Here is a 19,066-nt window from a genome sequence, read left to right on the forward strand (position 1 = left end):
AACTAAAAATTACCTGCCCGGCCCTTTGTATTCAGTAAATTTATAACCATTATAAGTCTGTGTGCATTAGTGTTATTATGCTTTTGCTTTGATCTTTCTTATAATTGAGCCCATTCATTCACCGGAATGACGTTGCAGTAACCCGACTGCAAGCAACGACCGAGAGGACATAACTGTGCTACAAGAATATCGTGAACACGTGGCGGAACGCGCCGCCCAGGGTATCCCGGCTAAGCCCTTAAATGCTGAGCAAGTTGCTGCCTTAGTTGAATTATTAAAGAACCCGCCAAAAGGCGAGGAAGAAGTTATTTTAGATTTGCTGGTCAACCGGGTACCACCTGGTGTTGACGAAGCCGCTTATGTTAAAGCCGGCTTCCTGGCTGCTGTCGCCAAAGGTGAAGCCAAAAGTCCACTAATCAGCGCCGAGCGTGCCGTTGAGCTGTTGGGTACCATGATGGGTGGTTACAATATTGAGCCACTGATCAGCCTGCTGGATGATGCCAAGCTGGCGCCAGTTGCCGCCAAAGCCCTGTCACATACCTTACTGATTTTCGATGCTTTCCACGATGTCACTGAAAAAGCTGAAGCGGGTAATCAGTATGCCAAGCAAGTACTGCAAAGCTGGGCTGACGCCGAATGGTTTGAAGCCAAGCCAGAGCTGGCGAAGAAAATTACCGTTACCGTGTTTAAAGTTGCCGGTGAAACCAACACCGACGATTTATCACCAGCACCGGATGCTTGGTCACGCCCGGACATCCCACTGCATGCGTTAGCCATGCTGAAAAACAGCCGCGAAGGTATCGAACCGGATCAGCCTGGTACTGTTGGCCCGATCAAGCAGCTGGAAAAACTGAAAGAAAAAGGTTTCCCACTGGCTTATGTCGGTGACGTAGTGGGTACCGGTTCATCACGTAAATCAGCGACGAACTCAGTGCTGTGGTTTATGGGTGACGATATTCCATACGTACCGAACAAGCGCGGTGGCGGCTTTGTGTTAGGCGGCAAGATTGCGCCGATTTTCTTCAATACTATGGAAGACTCAGGTGCACTGCCAATTGAAGTTGATGTCAGCAAGCTCGAGATGGGCGATGTGATCGACATTCTGCCATATGAAGGCAAAATCGTGCGTCATGGTAGCGGCGAAGTGCTGGCTGAATTTAGCCTGGCAACTGACGTGTTAATTGATGAAGTGCGTGCCGGTGGCCGTATTCCACTGATTATCGGCCGTGGTTTAACTGACCGTGCCCGGGAGTTCTTAGGTTTAGCTGCTTCTGATAAATTCCGTCGCCCACAAGCCAAAGCTGACTCAGGCAAAGGCTTTACGCTGGCACAGAAAATGGTGGGTAAGGCGTGTGGCGTGAAAGGTGTGCGTCCTGGTACTTACTGTGAGCCGAAGATGACGACAGTGGGTTCGCAAGACACCACTGGTCCCATGACCCGTGACGAGTTAAAAGACTTAGCCTGTTTAGGTTTCTCTGCCGATCTGACCATGCAGTCGTTCTGTCACACTGCCGCTTATCCGAAGCCGGTCGACGTTGATACGCATCATACTCTGCCAGACTTTATTATGAACCGTGGCGGTGTCTCACTGCGTCCGGGCGATGGTATTATCCACAGCTGGTTAAACCGTATGTTGCTGCCAGATACCGTGGGTACCGGTGGTGACTCACATACCCGTTTCCCAATTGGTATTTCATTCCCGGCTGGTTCTGGTTTAGTGGCGTTTGCTGCGGCGACCGGTGTGATGCCTCTGGATATGCCAGAGTCGGTACTGGTGCGCTTTAAAGGCGAAATGCAGCCTGGTATTACGCTGCGCGACTTAGTGCACGCCATTCCTTATGTTGCCATTCAGAAAGGTTTGCTGACTGTTGATAAGAAAGGTAAGAAAAACATCTTCTCTGGCCGTATCTTAGAAATCGAAGGTTTACCGAATCTGACCGTAGAGCAGGCGTTTGAGTTATCTGATGCCTCTGCGGAGCGTTCAGCAGCCGGTTGTACCATCAAGCTGTCAAAAGAGTCGATTGCCGAATATCTGGAATCGAATATCGTGATGCTGAAGTGGATGATCGCGGAAGGTTACGGCGATGTGCGTACTATCGAGCGCCGGATCAATGCGATGCAGGCCTGGCTGAAAGATCCACAGCTGATGGAAGCCGATGCCGATGCCGAATACACTGAAGTGATCGAAATCGATCTGGCCGACATTAAAGAGCCGGTGCTGTGTGCACCAAATGATCCGGATGATGCCCGTTTACTGTCTGAAGTTGCCGGCGACAAGATTGATGAAGTGTTTATCGGTTCTTGTATGACGAACATTGGCCACTTCCGTGCTGCCGGTAAGTTACTGGATAAGTTCAAAGGCCAGTTACCAACCCGGTTATGGATCGCGCCACCGACTAAGATGGACCAGGCCCAGCTGACCGAAGAAGGTTACTACGGTATTTATGGCAAAGTGGGTGCCCGCACCGAGATGCCAGGCTGTTCACTCTGTATGGGTAACCAGGCACGCGTAGCTGAGAAGTCAACGGTGGTGTCTACTTCTACCCGTAACTTCCCGAACCGTTTAGGTCAGGGTGCTAACGTGTATCTGGCGTCAGCTGAGCTGGCTGCGGTATCTTCAATTATCGGAAGATTACCGACAGTGGCAGAATATATGGAATATGCGAAACAAATCGATGCTACGGCAGCCGATACCTATCGCTACCTGAACTTCCATAAGATGCCGCAGTACACCAAAAAAGCGGATAATGTAATTATCCAGCAAGCGGTGTAAGCACTTAGTAACGACTAACAACGCCTGCCTTGTGCAGGCGTTGTTGTTTTTACCGCCGTAATAAAGCAAACAGTTGGCAAAGATGGAATACGACTTTATCTACGATCGCGACAGCCGGCGCTACCGGCTTAAACTCGCCACTGAACAAGCGGCGCTGCAGCAATTTCTGCTGGATGAGTTTGCGCACCGCGCCAGTGCTTACCAGCCGCTGCTAAACCAGCTAAAGGCACTCAAGCCTTATCAGGACTGGCAATATCAGGGGCGTGAATTTAGCTTACTGGTGCAGCAGCAGGAAGTGCGGGTTTGTCATAATAGTCTGTTGGCAACGGAGAGCGGTGAGTTGGCCGTACAATTACTGCCGGAGGAGCTGGACGACGATTTACAACTGGATGAAAGCGGGCTTAGCAGCGAATGTGGGCTGGCAGACTTGTTGCTGTTACTGCAAGCCTGGCAGGAATTTCTGCCGGCATAGCCCGAAATATAACGTCATGCCGATACGATGCTTTTCAGGCCGCCGGCGCGGACACTGGCTTGCACTCTGGCAGGGAAAAACGCACTAAACTGGTGCGTTTTTTTTCGCCGACTGTAACCGTCTAAAATTAAGTGTTTGTTTTGTATGAAATAAAAATCTTGGCACAAGGTTTTCTTATCTTTTTAAGCGAACAGCATAATTAGTCGATAAGGAAAACCATCATGAAGCTTGTATGTGCCATCATCAAGCCGTTCAAACTGGATGATGTCCGGGAAGCGATTGCGGACATCGGGGTAGAAGGTTTAACGGTTACTGAAGTAAAGGGTTTTGGCCGCCAGAAAGGCCACACCGAGCTCTATCGCGGAGCCGAGTATCAGGTTGATTTCCTGCCAAAAGTAAAACTGGAAATTGCTACCCAGGACGATCAGGTAGAACGCTTATTGGAAGCAATCCAAAAAGCGGCTTATACCGGCCGGATTGGCGACGGCAAGATCTTTGTCTATGACCTGGAGCAGGCGGTACGGATCCGTACCGGCGAAACTGACGCAGAAGCGATTTAAGGAGCCTTGCCATGCAAGAACAAATTTATCATTTACAGTTTGCAATGGACACCTTCTACTTCCTGATGTGTGGGGTGCTGGTGATGTGGATGGCGGCAGGCTTTTCGATGCTGGAAGCCGGCTTGGTAAGAGCGAAGAATACCACCGAAATTCTGACTAAGAATATCGCGCTGTACTCGATTGCTTGCATTATGTATTTAATCTGTGGCTACTACTTTATGTACGATGGCGGCATTTTCCTGCAAGGTATTGCTGAAATCGACGTTGATACTACTTTAGCCTCCTTTGCGGAGCAAAATGACTTTACCGGTGATGCTGTCTATTCCGGTGCATCAGACTTTTTCTTCCAGGTCGTGTTCGTTGCTACTGCCATGTCTATTGTCTCTGGCGCCGTAGCAGAGCGGATGAAGCTGTGGGCCTTTTTAGCCTTTGCTGTGGTCATGACCGGTTTTATCTATCCGATGCAAGGTGGCTGGACCTGGGGCGGTAAAGAAGTGTTTGGCTTGTATAACTTAGGCGATCTGGGTTTCTCGGACTTTGCCGGCTCAGGTATAGTGCATATGGCGGGTGCCGCTGCTGCGTTAGCCGGGGTATTGCTGTTAGGTGCCCGTAAAGGTAAATACAGTAAAGATGGTAAAATTAATGCGATTCCAGGCGCTAACATGCCACTGGCGGCGCTGGGCACGCTGATCCTGTGGATGGGCTGGTTTGGCTTTAACGGCGGCTCAGTATTAAAACTGGGTGATATTGCCAATGCGCATAGTGTCGCTGTGGTGTTTCTGAATACCAATGCAGCTGCCGCTGCTGGTGTGGTCGCTGCCCTGATTACCTCGGTGATCCTGTTCCGTAAAGCTGATCTTACCATGGCGCTAAACGGTGCCTTAGCCGGTCTGGTTGCTATTACCGCAGAACCTTCTACACCAACACCGCTGCAAGCCTCACTGTTTGGCGCTATTGCCGGTGTGTTAGTGGTCGCCTCTATTCTGGCGCTGGATAAAATTAAAATCGACGACCCTGTTGGTGCGATTTCTGTGCACGGCGTAGTCGGCTTATATGGTTTGTTATTAGTGCCTATCACTAATGCTGATAGCAGCTTTAGTGGCCAGATCATAGGTGCCCTGACGATCTTCGGCTGGGTATTTGCCACCAGTCTATTAGTGTGGTTCGTACTGAAGTTAGTCATCGGCATCCGGGTTAGTGAAGAAGCCGAATACGAGGGTGTTGACAGTTCAGAGTGTGGTATTGAAGCCTATCCTGAATTCGTCGCCTCGGTAAAGTAAGCAGCCCGCAGCGTGCAGGTGGCACGTTGCGGGAGCCTGTGGCTGAGCCTGTGTTAGCACCGCTAATCGGGAGCACCCACTAGACTTGTCCCACCTAAACACGTCTATCCTTGTCCTTTGTCTGAATTTGACGCCCCGTGGTGAAAACCGCGGGGTTTTTTTATAACTGCCGCAGAGAGTAAAAGTCATAAGGCTGGAAAGCGAACGGAGCATGACAAAAAGTACAGTTTAGCTCGTCACAACTGGCAGTGAGATTCCGCAACAAAAGAAGCGCAGCTGATTTAGTGGTGTGTGGGTTTTAGTAGGTGTAAAAAGAAAGCTGGCCGCAAACTACGCGGCCACTGTTTCCTGATGCTTCCTTAGCGGTCTCTTTCCATGAGACTTATCCGGTATTCCTGTCGCATCCTGCTGCTGCTTCCTGCAACTGATTTCCGGTCAGTATTCCTGTGAGTCCTTAAGGTTGAATTCCTATTTCAACCCCTGCATCCTGCAGTCATCTCCGACGACTTGTCCGTTGATGGCTATCTTCATCCCTGTTACCATCTGTCTGGCCGCACCCTGCAACCGACATTGAATATTGCCATCCAAGGCTGTCCCGTTATGCTCTTTCATCCTGCCGAGCCTTCTTCATCCTGAAGGTGTCCAGTTTCATCCTTGAGCTTCCTGCCTGCTGTAATCCACAGCATTATACTTCCTGTGTGGCATCTTGCCTGTTACTGACTTCCTGCCAGTCATCGTTCCGTCGATGTGAGTATTATGCATCTTAGCTCGTACCTTAGGGGCGATTTCTGACGATCCATAGTGTTGTCATAAGCTTGTAAGAATAAATTATTTTCTATTTTAGCTTTACAAAACAATTTCTTAGCTTGGATTTTCTCAGTTTTTACAACAGAAAATAGCGCTTTGGCTGCAGCATTTGTGAGATATATCTCACAAGGTTTAGGGGGATTAAGCTCATGCTGATTTACAGGTATACTGTGTACAGAGTGACTAGGGCGTGTTGACGTTTGCTGCTTGTTTTTGCAGCCGTTTGGCTGGTGTTTATACAAGGCAGAGCTTGTGATGTGTAGTTATTCTACATGAACAAGCGATAACGCAGTAGAAACGCCAGCCAAACGCTGCCCGAAGGGTTCGCGCTGGCGGCGCTTTGCTCTTTGTCACTCGTCGTTTATTTAGAATAACTAAACCGCACTCCTCGTTTCGCGATCAAAGCGCCGCCAGTGCGAACAAAATCTAAGCAGCAAACGTCAACACGCCCTAGGGGTCAGGGAGCAGCATGGCACGCGAACAATTAGGTATTTGTGCGGAGGCAAATTTACATGGCAGTTATCTGCTATGTAATGTACTGGACGGTCAGGAAGCGATACTGCGACAAAAACTGGCGCGGATTCCGCATATCATGCAGCGCTTGGCAGAGCACTTTTCGGAAGCGATGTTAAGCGGGTTGGTGGCGGTTAGTAGTCACTATTGGGATAACCTTTACCCGTGGCAAAGACCTGTTGGTCTACAGGCATTTCCTGTCTTGCCGTCAGAGCATTTGGCCGTAAGCTGTACGATGGCCGATTTACTTATCCAGATCCGCTCAGATCGTTTGGATGTCAATTACATTGCGCTGCAGCAAATTCAACAGCTGTTGATGGCGAATGTTGAAGTGGTAGAGCAATTAAGTGGGTTCCGTTATCTGGATGGGCGTCAACTCACCGGCTTTATTGATGCGCCGCAAAACCCGCGCGGTCTGAAACGCCGGCAAGCAGCTTTGGTGACAGCTGACGAGTCGGCAGTATTTGCCGGCGGCAGTTATGTGCATTTTTATCGTGCCAGTCTGGATCTAAAACACTGGCAACAGCTCACCTTACCGCAACAGGAAGATATTCATGGTTATGTTAAGCTGGATGCGAAGCCGCTGAGCATGGCGCGCTTGCAGCCGAATAGCCACCTGTTATGTTGTCAACTTAATGAACAGCAGCAGTTGCCTATCTTGCAGCAGAATATGCCTTTTGCACATAACAGCAATCAAGGTTGCCTGCATTTAAGTTTTAGTCAGCAGCCGGAGCACTTTGTCCGGCAATGGTGTTATCGCCTGGGTCTAAACGAGGGGCGTTACTATGACAGCCTGCTGGACTATTATCGTATCGATCTGGCAGCCGCCTATTTTGCACCCTCTGTAAGTTTTTTAGAGGCTGCGGCGCATGGCAGTTTAAACGCTACCGCCAGCGACGTTTATTGACTTAAACTTTTTCAAATAACTCAGTGACTTTTTGCAGGGTAAAGTCGATATTTTTCACGCTAATCGGCGCAATGAAAATCGTATCGTCACCCGCTATGGTCCCCAATACGCCTTCAGCCTTGCCAACTGAATCCAGCAAACGGGCAATCAGTTGCGCCGCACCCGGGCTGGTTCGGATAATAATCATCACATCGTTGTGTTCGATGTCCAGCACTAGCTGCCGTAGCGGGCTTTTGGTGGTGGGTACCCCCAGCTCCGGTGGCAGGGTGTAGACCATTTCCTGTCGGGCATTACGGGTGCGTACCGCACCGTATTTGCTCAGCATACGGGAGACTTTGGACTGGCTAACGTTATCAAACCCTTCTTTTTTCAGCGCATCGACAATTTCGCCCTGAGAACCAAAACTTTCCGTTTTCAATAAGGCTTTAAAAGCATGGATCAGCGCTTCCTGGCGGTTTTGTTTTGTCATAGTTTGAGTTTCCGCGTTATTCGTTAGACGGATACTAACAAAAATCGCGCAACAATGCAGTTGGTACAGTAAAATAGGCTTTACGCTTTTAAAGCGCTCTGGCGAAGGCAAAGTCGCCGAAATTGCTTAGACTTTAGGCGTAAGATATTTGTAATTTCGCGGCCATTTCAGTATTGTTGGCGCGGTTATTCTGAACTGTAAAATTGGAGAGAATCATGAAAGTTGCCGTATTAGGTGCAGCCGGTGGTATCGGTCAGGCACTGTCTTTATTACTGAAATTAGATTTACCTGCCGGCACAGACTTAGCCTTATATGATCTGGCTCCAGTAACACCGGGCGTGGCGGTAGATTTAAGCCATATCCCAACCGCAGTAAAAGTAACGGGTTATGGTAAAGAAGACCTGAGCAAGGCGCTGGTCGGTGCTGATATCGTGATGATTCCTGCTGGTATGCCGCGCAAGCCAGGTATGGACCGCTCTGATTTATTCAATATCAACGCCGGCGTAGTAAAAACCCTGGCCGAAGCCATTGTTGAAAATTGCCCGAAAGCGCTGGTGGGTATTATCACTAACCCGGTCAATACCACTGTTGCTATCGCTGCTGACGTGTTCAAAAAAGCTGGCACTTACGATCCGCGTCGCTTGTTCGGTGTGACGACGCTGGATGTAATCCGTGCTGAAACCTTCGTTGCCGAATTAAAAGGCAAAAGCCCTGTTGATGTGGCCGTGCCTGTTATCGGTGGTCACAGTGGCACCACTATTCTGCCATTATTATCGCAAGTGGCTGATGTCAGTTTCTCGGATGAGGAAGTGAAATCTTTAACGCACCGTATTCAGAACGCCGGTACTGAAGTGGTTGAAGCTAAGGCGGGTGGCGGATCGGCTACGCTGTCTATGGGTCAGGCAGCTGCCCGTTTCTGTTTGTCACTGGTTAAAGGTTTACAAGGTAAAACGGTTACTGAATACGCTTATGTAGAAGGTAACGGTGAATATGCCCGTTTCTTCGCTCAGCCAATCGTACTGGGTAAAAACGGTGTCGAGCACCTGCTGCCAATCGGCGAGCTGAGTGCTTTTGAACAAAAAGCCATGACCGATATGTTAGGCACCCTGAAAGCGGATATTACGCTGGGTGAAGAGTTCGTTAAGAACAATTAAGCCTGGTCGTCGCTATAACAATAAAGGCGCCGTTGGCGCCTTTATGTTTTTGCGGATTCGGTTTGTGCTATCACCTTTAAGTGACAGCACCCGTAAGTGACAGCGCGCGTTAGTGACTGCGTGATACGGCGATATCCGCCAAGGCCAGCAGCGCCTGCTTGTAAGGGCTATCCGGCAGCGGCTGCAGCGCCAATTGTGCGGCTTTCGCTTCCTGCTCGGCTTTGTTGCGGGTATAGTCAAAAGCGCCGGTTTGCTCTAAAGCTGCCATAATTTCAGTAAAGTGCTGCATACCATTGCCCTCGGTAATGGCCTCGCGAATTAATTGTTGCTGCCGTTCGTTACCCAGTTTTAATGCATGCAGTAGTGGCAGGGTAGGCTTGCCTTCAGCCAGATCATCACCGATATTCTTACCCAGCTCTGCAGCATCGGCCTGATAGTCCAGCACATCATCGATTAGCTGAAAGGCAGTACCCAGATGCATACCATAGGCCTGCATCGCCTTTTCAATCACGGCGGGCTGATTGGAAATAACCGCTGCTAACTGGGTTGCCGCTTCAAATAATTTGGCCGTTTTGCAGTAAATGACCTGCATATAGCTTTGCTCGGTAGTATCCGGATCATTCACATTCATCAGCTGCAGCACTTCACCTTCAGCGATAATGTTAGTGGCGTCGGCCAGTACTTGCATTACCCGCATACTGTTTAATGACACCATCATCTGAAACGAGCGGCTATACAGGAAATCACCAACTAATACACTGGCCTGATTGCCGAATAGCGCGTTAGCGGTTTCTTTACCACGGCGCATGGTTGACTCATCCACCACGTCATCGTGCAGCAGGGTTGAGGTGTGAATAAACTCGACAATAGCGGCAACACTAATATGTTGTTCACCCTGATAACCCAGGGCCCGCGCGGCTAATACGGCCAGCAGGGGGCGTAACCTTTTACCGCCGCTATTGACGATATAGATGCCAAGTTGGTTAATCAGCGCCACGTCTGAGCTGAGCTGAGAGAAGATCTGCTGGTTTACTGCCGTCATATCGGCGGCCGCGAGGCGTTGAATTTCGTCGAGCGTCATTTGCCAACAACTGCGTTAAGTCTCTGAATGGCGGCAATTCTACACTAATAGCAGGCTTGGCTAAAATGAAATCTGGATCCTTTTCTGCGTCAGCAGATCTTTTTCATAATTGTGCTTGCGGCTGTGGGGGAAATTGCGTACAATTCGCGCCCTGTGAATTGAATTAACACGCCCCTTTATTTTAACAAGCGATGGCGTGCTTTGTACGGAGTTAACTATGTACGCGGTTTTCCAAAGTGGTGGCAAACAGCACCGTGTGACGGAAGGTCAGACTCTTCGTCTGGAGAAGTTAGACCTGGAAACAGGCGCAACAATCGAATTTACCCCGTTGATGATCGCTAACGGCGAAGTTATCAACATCGGTGCCCCTTTAGTTGAAGGTGGTAAAGTAGTAGCGGAAGTGGTCAGTCATGGCCGTGGCGATAAGATCAAGATCGTCAAGTTCCGTCGTCGTAAGCATTCACGCAAACAGATGGGCCACCGTCAGTGGTTCACTGAAGTGAAAATCACCAGCATAAGCGCGTAACAGGAGTATCGACACATGGCAAGTAAGAAAGGTGTAGGTAGCACTCGTAACGGTCGCGATTCAGAAGCTAAACGCTTAGGTGTTAAGCGTTTCGGTGGTGAGTCTGTATTAGCAGGTAACATCATTGTGCGTCAGCGTGGTACTAAGTTCCATGCCGGCAGCAACGTTGGTATCGGTAAAGACCACACTTTATTCGCCTTAACCGACGGTAAAGTGAAATTCGAAGTGAAAGGCGAACACAACCGTAAGTTCGTTAGCATCGTCAGCGAATAAGCTGCAGATCTTCGAAAGAACCCCGCCTGGTGCGGGGTTTTTTTATAAATTTTCCGCACCCCCCGACATAGGTTATACTTGGCTGCATAAGTCAGGTTCCTAAGCACAGTTAAGCAGGACAGCACCGATGAAGTTTGTAGATGAAGCGATAATTCGCGTCGAGGCCGGCGACGGCGGCAACGGCATTATCAGTTTTTTACGGGAAAAGTTTATCTCCAAAGGCGGGCCGAACGGCGGTGACGGCGGGGATGGCGGCGACGTCTATCTGCAAGCGGATGAGAACCTGAATACGCTGGTCGATTATCAGTTTGAAAAATATCACAGCGCTGAACGCGGAGAAAACGGTGGCAGCGTCAACTGTACCGGTAAGCGCGGTGCCGATCTGGTATTAAAAGTGCCGGTGGGTACCCGGGCAGTGGATGTTGATACCGATGAAGTGATTGGCGATCTGACCAGCAATGGCCAAAAATTAATGGTCGCCAAAGGCGGCTGGCATGGTTTAGGGAATGCCCGTTTTGCCAGCAGTACCAACCGTACACCACGTAAGAAAACCAATGGTACACCGGGCGAGATCCGTAATTTACGTCTTGAGCTGTTACTGCTGGCCGATGTCGGTCTGTTAGGTCTGCCTAATGCCGGTAAATCGACGTTGATCCGCGCGGTATCTGCTGCCAAGCCGAAAGTAGCCGATTATCCTTTTACCACCCTGGTACCAAATCTGGGTGTGGTCCGCGTTGAGTCACACCGCTCCTTTGTGATCGCCGATATCCCTGGTCTGATTGAGGGCGCCGCTGAAGGTGCTGGTCTGGGTATTCAGTTCCTGAAACACCTGGAGCGCTGCCGTCTATTATTGCATGTGATTGATGTACTGCCCGCTGACGGTTCCGATCCGGCAGAGAATGCGCAAACCATCATTCAGGAGCTGCATAAATACAGTGCCAAGCTTGCTGCCAAGCCACGCTGGCTGGTATTTAATAAGCTGGATCTGGTACTTGAAGACGAGCTGGAAGAGATTGTGCAGCAGGTGACAACAGCACTGGACTGGCAGGGACCGGTGTTTAAAATCTCTGCTGCTTCACGCGAAAATACCCAGCAGCTGTCACGCGAAATCTTGAACTATATCGAGCAGCTACCGGAAGAAAAAGCCAGCGAGCAAGCGGCTGATCCGGTAACCTTTAAGTGGGATGACTACCATGAGGAAGTCAACTCGCTGGAGGATGATCTGGATGAAGATGATGATTTCGACGACGACGACTACGACGTTGAAGTGATTTACCAGCGCTAGGCCCGACGATGCGGATTTCGATGATAGCCGCAATGGCGCAGCAGCGGGTGATTGGTTTAAATAACCAAATGCCCTGGCATTTACCCGCTGATTTACAACACTTTAAAAAAGTCACGCTCGGCAAGCCAGTAGTGATGGGGCGTAAGACCTTTGAGTCGATTGGCCGGCCCTTACCGGGGCGGCGTAATATCGTTATCAGCCGGCAAACGCCAGCGGTCGATAGCCCGGTCGAGTGGGTCAGTAGCATCGAGCAGGCATTAGCCTTATTGGCGGAACAGCCGGAAGTGATGATTATTGGCGGTGCCGAGATTTACCGGCAGTGTCTGCCGCTGGCCCAGCGTTTATACCTGACGGAAATCGCGCTTGAAACTGCCGGAGACGCCTTTTTCCCGGATTACCATGCTGCGGGCAACTGGCAGGAGATCGCGCGCGAGGAACATCCACAGAGCGCAGAGAATCCGCTGGGTTATCGTTTTATTACGCTGGAACGGCAGTAGGCATTACAGCGCAGTGGCTGAGTGACGCTTCAGGCAATAAGCAAGCCGTCAAATAGCTATACAACAGATAAAAAAGGCCAGCATCACGCTGGCCTTTTGACGTCTGAGTCAGGTTACACTTTAAACTGATCGACTGAACGCCGCAGCTCTTCGGCCAGCTTCGCCACTTCATGGCTGGAGGCTGAGGTTTGTTCGGCACCTGAGGCAGTTTGTTCAGCAATGGCCACAATAGACTCCAGCAAACCGCTAATTTCAGCTGATACCTGATGCTGCTCTTTGGCGGCACTGGAAATCTGCTCGCTCATGTCGTGAGCCAGATGTACCGCATGGGTAATCGAATCCAGTGCTGAGGTGGCGACTTCCGTCTTGGCAACACAATCCTCGGCTTGCTTTTTACCTTTGTTCATCGCTTCTACCGCGGCATGAGCACCGGTTTGCAGCGCCTGGATCATTGCCTGAATTTCCTGGGTCGAAGCCTGCGTCTTGCTGGCCAGCGAGCGTACTTCATCGGCAACAACGGCAAAGCCGCGGCCCTGTTCACCGGCACGGGCTGCCTCAATAGCAGCGTTTAACGCCAGCAGATTGGTTTGCTCCGCAATGCCGCGGATAACATCCAAGATGCTGCCAATAGAGGCGCTGTCTTTATGCAGCTTGTTGATCACCTGTGACGCTTGCTCTACTTCGCGTGACAGCTGGATAATGATGGCTTTGTTTTCCAGTGAAATGCCTTTTACCCGCTCGGCTTCTTTATCGGCATTCTTGATCTCGTTAAGCGCATCATTCGAACTTTGCAGCACGCCTTGCGAGGTACTGCTCATTTCGGTGGTGGCGGTTGCTGCCTGAGTAACCTGAGATTTTTGCTCGCGGATAGCCTGAGTGGTTTGCAGCGTGATGGCTGAGGTTTCTTCTGACGCTGCGGCCAGCTGGGTTGAGCGCGAGATAATACCCTGAATTAGTTGCTGCAGACTCTGGTTAACCTTGTTGATATTACGGGAAAGTTCACCAAATTCGTCCTGGCTACGATCGTTGAGTTGCTGGGTTAAATCACCCGAAGCAACGATACCAAGCATGGCGTTGATTTTCCCCAGCGGCTTCACAATGGCAGTGACCGTGCGGTAGGCGATAAAAACGGCTACCAGGGTTGAGATCAACATTACGACAAAAATAGCTATGACGGCATTACTGACACTTTTCTGACTCTCGTCCTGAATCGTGGTGGCAACCTGAGTACTTTGATTCAGCAGGGCGTCCAACCGCGTTAGAGCCAAAGCTGTTTGTTCATCAGCCTGCAGTAATAGTTGATTCGCACGTTCTTTACCTGCGAGAAGTTTGGCTTTGGTGCCGGGAATACCCTGGTTAGTATCCAGCAGACTGTTAACTATAGTGAGCTTTTCTTCTAAATCAGCCGGCATTGGCACTTGTGAGGCTTCGCGCAGCATTACCGAGAGTTGTGTTGCCAAATCTTGTAACCGGAATGCGATATCGTTACTGATGGTGGTAGCAGTACTATCATTAGTCGTGCGGTTTAAATCGACCACTACACTGAGCAGACTGTTGATGCCGGTTTCCATTTGGGTTGCCGCCTGATAGGCTTGTGGAAAACGGTTACGAACGTTGCTGATATCGGTGAAATCCAGTAACAGCGCTGCCATATCATCGGCAGTCATTTCCAGTTCACTCAGCTTATCGTCAATCTCGTTTTGTGAGCGAAGATTTTGCTCTAATTGCTCAAATAGCTGGTTTGAGAGTGGAATAAAGGCATCATAGGCAAGATTAACTTGCTGCGCCGCACCAGCCAGAGTTTGTTGTTGTTGTACTGCAGTATTAAGTTGGCTAGCAGCCGTTTGGTAAGCCTGTTGCTCGGTATTAAACTGTTGCCGTAGCGCAGTGATCTGACTTTGTTCTTGCGCGTTAAAAGCTTGCAGACTGATCTTACTCATCAGTACAAACTCGCTTTTCATCAGCGCGCTATTTTCCAAAGCCGGGATTGAGATGGTGTTCACCTCAGCGGTGGACTTACTGATACCGCTGAGCTGCGTATAAGCAGTTAAACCAATAAACAGCAGCAATAAGGTGATAACGCTAAAACCGCCAACTACCCTCAGTTTTACGGTCAACTTCATAACAACTCCAATCGAAAGTTCAGGCCGGTACTGCGGCCGTTGCCACTAGGTAGCTATTGCCAGCCGGTATCGACTTATTATTTTTGTTCTGCCCAGACACTATAGCGTTGTCTATTCTCAACGCAATAGGCAGTCAGCATATTTCCCCAGACGCAGCCCGTATCGAGCGCATGAATGCCTGGTACCGGACTATAACCATTTAACGCCGCCCAATGTCCGAAAAAGAGTTCAGGGTGAGCTTTGTCACGCCAGAACTCGTACCAGGGACGCAAGCCAGGGGTTTGTTCTGGCGCAGTTTTACTGGTTAACTCAAGGGCACCATCTGTTTGACAGAAGCGCATTCTGGTACAAGCGTTAATGGTATAGCGCCAACGTTGCTCAGCGGTGATGGCATCTGTCCAGCGAGTCGGTGTGTTTCCATACATGGTGGCAAGTAAGAGCTTTGGGTCCTGTTGCAATAGCAAACTGACTTCAGCGGTTGCGGCAAGTGCCGTGGTCAGATCCCAATCAGGTGCCAAACCGGCATGGACCATCAGATAACTGCCGTCTGTACTTTGCTGAATTAAAGGTTGTTGCCGAAGCCAATCGATCAGCTCCGGCAGCTGCGGTGCTTGCAGCAGTTGCTGTAATTGGTCGCTGGCTTTAACTTTGCCAAAGCCGTAATAATGGGCGATAAAGTTCAGGTCATGATTTCCAAGCACGGTTTTAGCCGTCGCACCCAGCTCCCGCACGAACTCAATACAGGCTAGTGAGTCAGGTCCACGGGCAATCAGATCACCGCAGAACCACAGCTGGTCGCTAGCGGCATTAAAGTTGATGGTGTTTAGCAGCCGTTGCAGAGGCTCAAAGCAACCCTGCAAATCGCCGATGATATAAGTGGCCATCAGTTTAGGATATTTGGCATCGCCAGGCGAAACAGTGGAATAGGGGCATTGAAAGCCCGCTGATCAGCAGCCTGCATTTCATAATGCCCCTGCATGGTGCCTACCGGGGTTTCCAGTACGGCGCCGCTGGTGTAACTATAAGTCTCACCAGGCTGCAGTTCAGGTTGCACACCAATCACGCCGTCACCCCTCACTTCAGATTGTTTGCCGTTACCGTCGGTGATTTGCCAGTAACGTCTTAATAACTGTACCGCTTGTGGCCCATTATTAGTGATGGTGACACAGTAGGCAAACACATAACGATGTTCGGCTGGATTAGATTGTGCCCCCAGATAAAAACTGTCGACCGTTACGGCTATCGGAGATTCAATTTGCATAACCTGCTTCCTGTGTCGCTAACCATTGCGCCACGCGAATAAAGTCCGCAACAGCTAATTGCTCTGGCCGCAGCGTGGGATCAATACCCAGCGCTTGCAGCTGTTCTGCCGTGGCAAAATTACTAAAACAATTACGCAGTGTCTTGCGTCTTTGATTAAAGGCTTCTAAGCAAACCCGATTTAGAATCGCCGGATCAACGGCTGCGCGTTCAGCTTTATTGTAAGGCAGTAACCGCACGACTGCGGAGTCAACTTTGGGTGCCGGTTTAAAGGCGCCGGGGCCTACCTGAACCACCGGCAGCGCTTTACAGTAAAACTGCGTCATCACGCTTAAACGGCCATAATCTTTACTGCCATGACTCGCTGTCATCCGCTCAACCACTTCTTTTTGCAACATAAAATGCATGGTGTCTATTTCATCTGCATATTCAAAGAGATGGAACAGAAGTGGTGTTGAAATGTTATAAGGCAGGTTGCCAAATACCTTCAGTTTTTGCCCTGGTTTAACTAACTGGCGGAAATCGAATTTCATCGCATCGGCTTGATGGATGGTAAGTTTGCTGGCAAGCGTTGGATGCTGACGCAAGCGTTCAGCCAGATCGCGATCCAGCTCAACTACCGTCAGGTGTCCGGCTTGTTCAGCAACAGGTTCGGTCAGCGCACCCAAACCCGGGCCGATTTCGACCAATACATCATCGGCCTTGGGTGCAATAGCTTTAACAATACGGCCTATTACCTGAGGGTCATGCAGAAAGTTTTGCCCGAAACGTTTGCGGGCGCGATGGCCTTGATGAATATTATCGTTCATGAGTCTCTTGGGTTCGTTGTGCCAGTTGAATGGCCTCTCGGACGGCGTGAAACAGGCTGCCTGGGTCCGCTTTGCCTGTCGCTGCTAAATCCAAAGCTGTGCCGTGATCAACTGAAGTACGGATCAGCGGTAAACCGAGGCTGATATTAACGGAGCGGCCAAAGCCTTTATATTTCAGCACTGGCAGCCCCTGATCGTGATACATCGCCAGCACGGCGTCAGCCTCATTCAAATATTTTGGTTGGAATAAGGTGTCTGCCGGCAGCGGCCCCACCAGTTGCATCCCGCTTGCTCTGAGTTCATCAAGGGCGGGAATAATAATGTCGATCTCCTCGCGGCCCAGATGGCCACCCTCGCCAGCATGCGGATTTAAACCACAGACATAGATTTTAGGCTTGGCAATGCCAAATTTTTGCTGTAGGTCCTGGTGCAAAATACTTAACACTTTTAATAGTCTTTCACGGGTAATGGCTTTAGCCACATAAGCAAGCGGGATATGGGTGGTTGCCAGCGCAACTCGCAATCCTTCTGTGGCAAGCATCATTACGACATAAGGCGTGTTAGATTGCTGAGCAAAAAATTCGGTATGCCCGCTAAAGGCAATACCGGCTTGATTAATAATACCTTTATGTACCGGCCCCGTTACGATAGCTGCAGCCTCGGCAGAGATAACCATCTCGCCCGCTGCAGTTAGGGTATCGACAACATAGTGGCCATTGGCTGCATTGAGCTGACCCGGGATAACGGGCGCAGCTAACGGAAAGTCGCGCACTGTCAGAGTGCCCGCGCTCTGCGGCTTGGCGGCTGCCTCCGGGTCAAATGGCAACAAAGTGACATTAATACCCAGTTGCTGTGCGCGCTGCATCAGCAATTGCTGGTTGGCGCAGATAACCAGCTCAACGGGCCAGTCCTGTTGGCTCAGTGCCAGCACCAGGTCCGGGCCAATGCCCGCTGGCTCACCGGGTGTAATAGCGAGCCGTAATGTCATCAATTTTCTGCCAACACTTCGATATAGGCTTCATCACGCAATTCACGTAAGAAACTCGCTGACTCTTCGTTGAAACGACGATTGAAGATCATGCGATAAACCTGATCCCGTTTACGGTCTGCGGTCGCATCTACTGAGCGGCGGTCCAGTAACTGTGCGATATGCCAGCCGTGTTCAGTGCGGAACGGCTCACTGATTTCGTCTAACTCCAGACGCTTCAGCGTGTCACGGAAGGCGGGTACATAAATATCAGGCTCACTCCAGCCCAGTTCCCCACCATTGAGTTTCGAGCCAGGATCTTCAGAGTATTGCTTGGCTAACTCAGCAAAGTCAGCTTCACCAGCGCGGACCTTTTGCACGATGTCGCTCAACAGACTGCGAGCACGCTCCTCACTGACAATAATCGAGGGTTTAATCAGAATATGCCGGGCTTTGACTTCCTGCAGTTCTGTGACATTTTCACCGCGAATATCGAAAATTGTCAGCACGTGAAAACCAGCACCGGAACGCAGCGGGCCAACCAGGTCGCCGCGCTTACGGCCGCGGATTGCCTCAGAGAATAGGGTTGGCATTTCATTAATGCCCATCCAGTCTAACTCACCACCTTCTAAGGCGTTAGACGCGCTGGAGGAAGCGATCGCGATACGACGGAAGTCACTGCCTTCGCGTAATAACTTGACCACCTGATCAGCACGGTCACGCGCTTCGTTAATTTGCTCGGTTGTCGCTTGGCTGGGGATCGCAATCAGAATATGACCAAGTTTATATTGTTCATTGATTGCACCCTGATCTTCCATTAACTTCAGTAAGTTATCGACTTCTTGCGGGCTGATATAGATCCGGCGTTGCACATTAGCGCGCATCACTTCGCTGGTGATGATTTCTTCCCGTACTTTTTCGCGAAACCGCTCAAAGTTACCTTCTTCCGCCGCTACCCGTTGTCTAAATTGTTCGAGAGTCAGCTTCTCTTCCTGAGCAATATTACGAATCGTATCGTCCAGCTGCGCATCCGATATTTGTAAACCCATCCGCTGCGCCATTTGTAACTGTAGGCTGGTCATGATCAAGCGTTCTGTGGCCTGAGTACGTAGGGCCTGATCTGATGGCAGAGTTTGTCCCTGCGCTTGGGCATTGCGCTTCACGCGTTCAACAATTTCATCTATATCACTTTTTAACACTACCCCGTTGTCGACGATAGCAGCAACCCGGTCAATTTCGCGTTCTGCGGCACCCAGAGTTAAGCTGGCAGCGCCAAGCATTAGTGCACAGATAAGTTGTTGTAACTTCAT

General features: G+C 50.2%; 18 protein-coding genes. 10 read left to right on the forward strand and 8 right to left on the reverse strand.

What is annotated here, in order from left to right; translation table 11 throughout:
- Positions 1-175: 175 nt before the first annotated feature.
- The 5 genes from acnB (at position 176) to AGRI_RS13365 (ending at position 7,312) form a co-directional block, all read left to right on the forward strand.
- Complete coding sequence (gene acnB / locus AGRI_RS13345) at positions 176-2,773, forward strand: bifunctional aconitate hydratase 2/2-methylisocitrate dehydratase (protein ID WP_008951004.1); 2,598 nt, start codon at positions 176-178, stop codon at positions 2,771-2,773.
- An 82-nt stretch (positions 2,774-2,855) separates the two neighbouring features.
- Positions 2,856-3,245, forward strand: a complete 390-nt coding sequence (locus tag AGRI_RS13350) for a YacL family protein (protein ID WP_008985431.1) — start codon at positions 2,856-2,858, stop codon at positions 3,243-3,245.
- 221 nt (positions 3,246-3,466) lie between these two features.
- On the forward strand, positions 3,467-3,805 hold the full coding sequence (glnK, locus tag AGRI_RS13355) for a P-II family nitrogen regulator (RefSeq protein WP_008609277.1): 339 nt from the start codon (positions 3,467-3,469) through the stop codon (positions 3,803-3,805).
- A gap of 11 nt (positions 3,806-3,816) precedes the next feature.
- Complete coding sequence (locus AGRI_RS13360) at positions 3,817-5,085, forward strand: ammonium transporter (RefSeq protein ID WP_008985432.1); 1,269 nt, start codon at positions 3,817-3,819, stop codon at positions 5,083-5,085.
- Positions 5,086-6,361: 1,276 nt separating this feature from the next.
- The gene (locus tag AGRI_RS13365) at positions 6,362-7,312 is read left to right on the forward strand and encodes a Dyp-type peroxidase (protein ID WP_008985433.1); all 951 of its coding nucleotides are present in this window, start codon (positions 6,362-6,364) and stop codon (positions 7,310-7,312) included.
- Position 7,313: 1 nt separating this feature from the next.
- On the opposite strand, the gene argR is transcribed toward AGRI_RS13365, so the two are convergent.
- Entirely contained in the window at positions 7,314-7,781 is a 468-nt protein-coding gene (argR, locus tag AGRI_RS13370; protein ID WP_008951008.1) for a transcriptional regulator ArgR, read from the reverse strand.
- Positions 7,782-7,996: 215 nt separating this feature from the next.
- Between argR and mdh the strand changes: the two genes are divergently transcribed.
- On the forward strand, positions 7,997-8,935 hold the full coding sequence (gene mdh / locus AGRI_RS13375; RefSeq protein WP_008985434.1) for a malate dehydrogenase: 939 nt from the start codon (positions 7,997-7,999) through the stop codon (positions 8,933-8,935).
- A 109-nt stretch (positions 8,936-9,044) separates the two neighbouring features.
- Here the strand turns inward: mdh and ispB are convergent, their stop codons facing one another.
- Positions 9,045-10,016 carry an octaprenyl diphosphate synthase gene (gene ispB / locus AGRI_RS13380; protein ID WP_008985435.1) on the reverse strand — a complete coding sequence of 324 codons (972 nt, stop codon included), beginning with the start codon at positions 10,014-10,016 and terminating at the stop codon, positions 9,045-9,047.
- 217 nt (positions 10,017-10,233) lie between these two features.
- Here ispB and rplU point away from each other — a divergent pair, with 217 nt between their 5' ends.
- The 4 genes from rplU to folA all read left to right on the forward strand — a co-directional run bounded on the left by rplU (position 10,234) and on the right by folA (position 12,597).
- Positions 10,234-10,542 carry a 50S ribosomal protein L21 gene (gene rplU, locus AGRI_RS13385; protein WP_008951011.1) on the forward strand — a complete coding sequence of 103 codons (309 nt, stop codon included), beginning with the start codon at positions 10,234-10,236 and terminating at the stop codon, positions 10,540-10,542.
- 15 nt (positions 10,543-10,557) lie between these two features.
- On the forward strand, positions 10,558-10,815 hold the full coding sequence (rpmA, locus tag AGRI_RS13390) for a 50S ribosomal protein L27 (RefSeq protein WP_008609266.1): 258 nt from the start codon (positions 10,558-10,560) through the stop codon (positions 10,813-10,815).
- A 127-nt stretch (positions 10,816-10,942) separates the two neighbouring features.
- Positions 10,943-12,100, forward strand: coding sequence for an Obg family GTPase CgtA (gene cgtA / locus AGRI_RS13395; RefSeq protein WP_008985436.1), 1,158 nt, complete (start codon positions 10,943-10,945; stop codon positions 12,098-12,100).
- Between the two features lie 8 nt (positions 12,101-12,108).
- Positions 12,109-12,597 (forward strand): type 3 dihydrofolate reductase, encoded by a 489-nt coding sequence (gene folA / locus AGRI_RS13400; RefSeq protein ID WP_193353439.1) that lies wholly within the window; start codon positions 12,109-12,111, stop codon positions 12,595-12,597.
- 113 nt (positions 12,598-12,710) lie between these two features.
- Here the strand turns inward: folA and AGRI_RS13405 are convergent, their stop codons facing one another.
- The 6 genes from AGRI_RS13405 to surA all read right to left on the reverse strand — a co-directional run bounded on the left by AGRI_RS13405 (position 12,711) and on the right by surA (position 19,066).
- Positions 12,711-14,720: a methyl-accepting chemotaxis protein gene (locus AGRI_RS13405; RefSeq protein ID WP_008985438.1), complete on the reverse strand. Its 2,010-nt coding sequence runs from the start codon at positions 14,718-14,720 to the stop codon at positions 12,711-12,713.
- Between the two features lie 77 nt (positions 14,721-14,797).
- Positions 14,798-15,604 carry a symmetrical bis(5'-nucleosyl)-tetraphosphatase gene (locus AGRI_RS13410; RefSeq protein WP_008985439.1) on the reverse strand — a complete coding sequence of 269 codons (807 nt, stop codon included), beginning with the start codon at positions 15,602-15,604 and terminating at the stop codon, positions 14,798-14,800.
- Positions 15,604-15,981: a Co2+/Mg2+ efflux protein ApaG gene (gene apaG, locus AGRI_RS13415; protein ID WP_008985440.1), complete on the reverse strand. Its 378-nt coding sequence runs from the start codon at positions 15,979-15,981 to the stop codon at positions 15,604-15,606. The genes AGRI_RS13410 and apaG overlap by 1 nt, the downstream gene beginning before the upstream one ends.
- The gene (rsmA, locus tag AGRI_RS13420; protein WP_008985441.1) at positions 15,971-16,789 is read right to left on the reverse strand and encodes a 16S rRNA (adenine(1518)-N(6)/adenine(1519)-N(6))-dimethyltransferase RsmA; all 819 of its coding nucleotides are present in this window, start codon (positions 16,787-16,789) and stop codon (positions 15,971-15,973) included. Before rsmA ends, apaG begins: the two co-directional genes overlap by 11 nt.
- Positions 16,779-17,780: a 4-hydroxythreonine-4-phosphate dehydrogenase PdxA gene (pdxA, locus tag AGRI_RS13425; protein ID WP_202800799.1), complete on the reverse strand. Its 1,002-nt coding sequence runs from the start codon at positions 17,778-17,780 to the stop codon at positions 16,779-16,781. The genes rsmA and pdxA overlap by 11 nt, the downstream gene beginning before the upstream one ends.
- Entirely contained in the window at positions 17,777-19,066 is a 1,290-nt protein-coding gene (gene surA, locus AGRI_RS13430; protein ID WP_008985443.1) for a peptidylprolyl isomerase SurA, read from the reverse strand. Before surA ends, pdxA begins: the two co-directional genes overlap by 4 nt.

Origin of the sequence: Alishewanella agri BL06 (assembly GCF_000272005.1) — a bacterium.
Lineage (GTDB): Bacteria > Pseudomonadota > Gammaproteobacteria > Enterobacterales > Alteromonadaceae > Alishewanella > Alishewanella agri.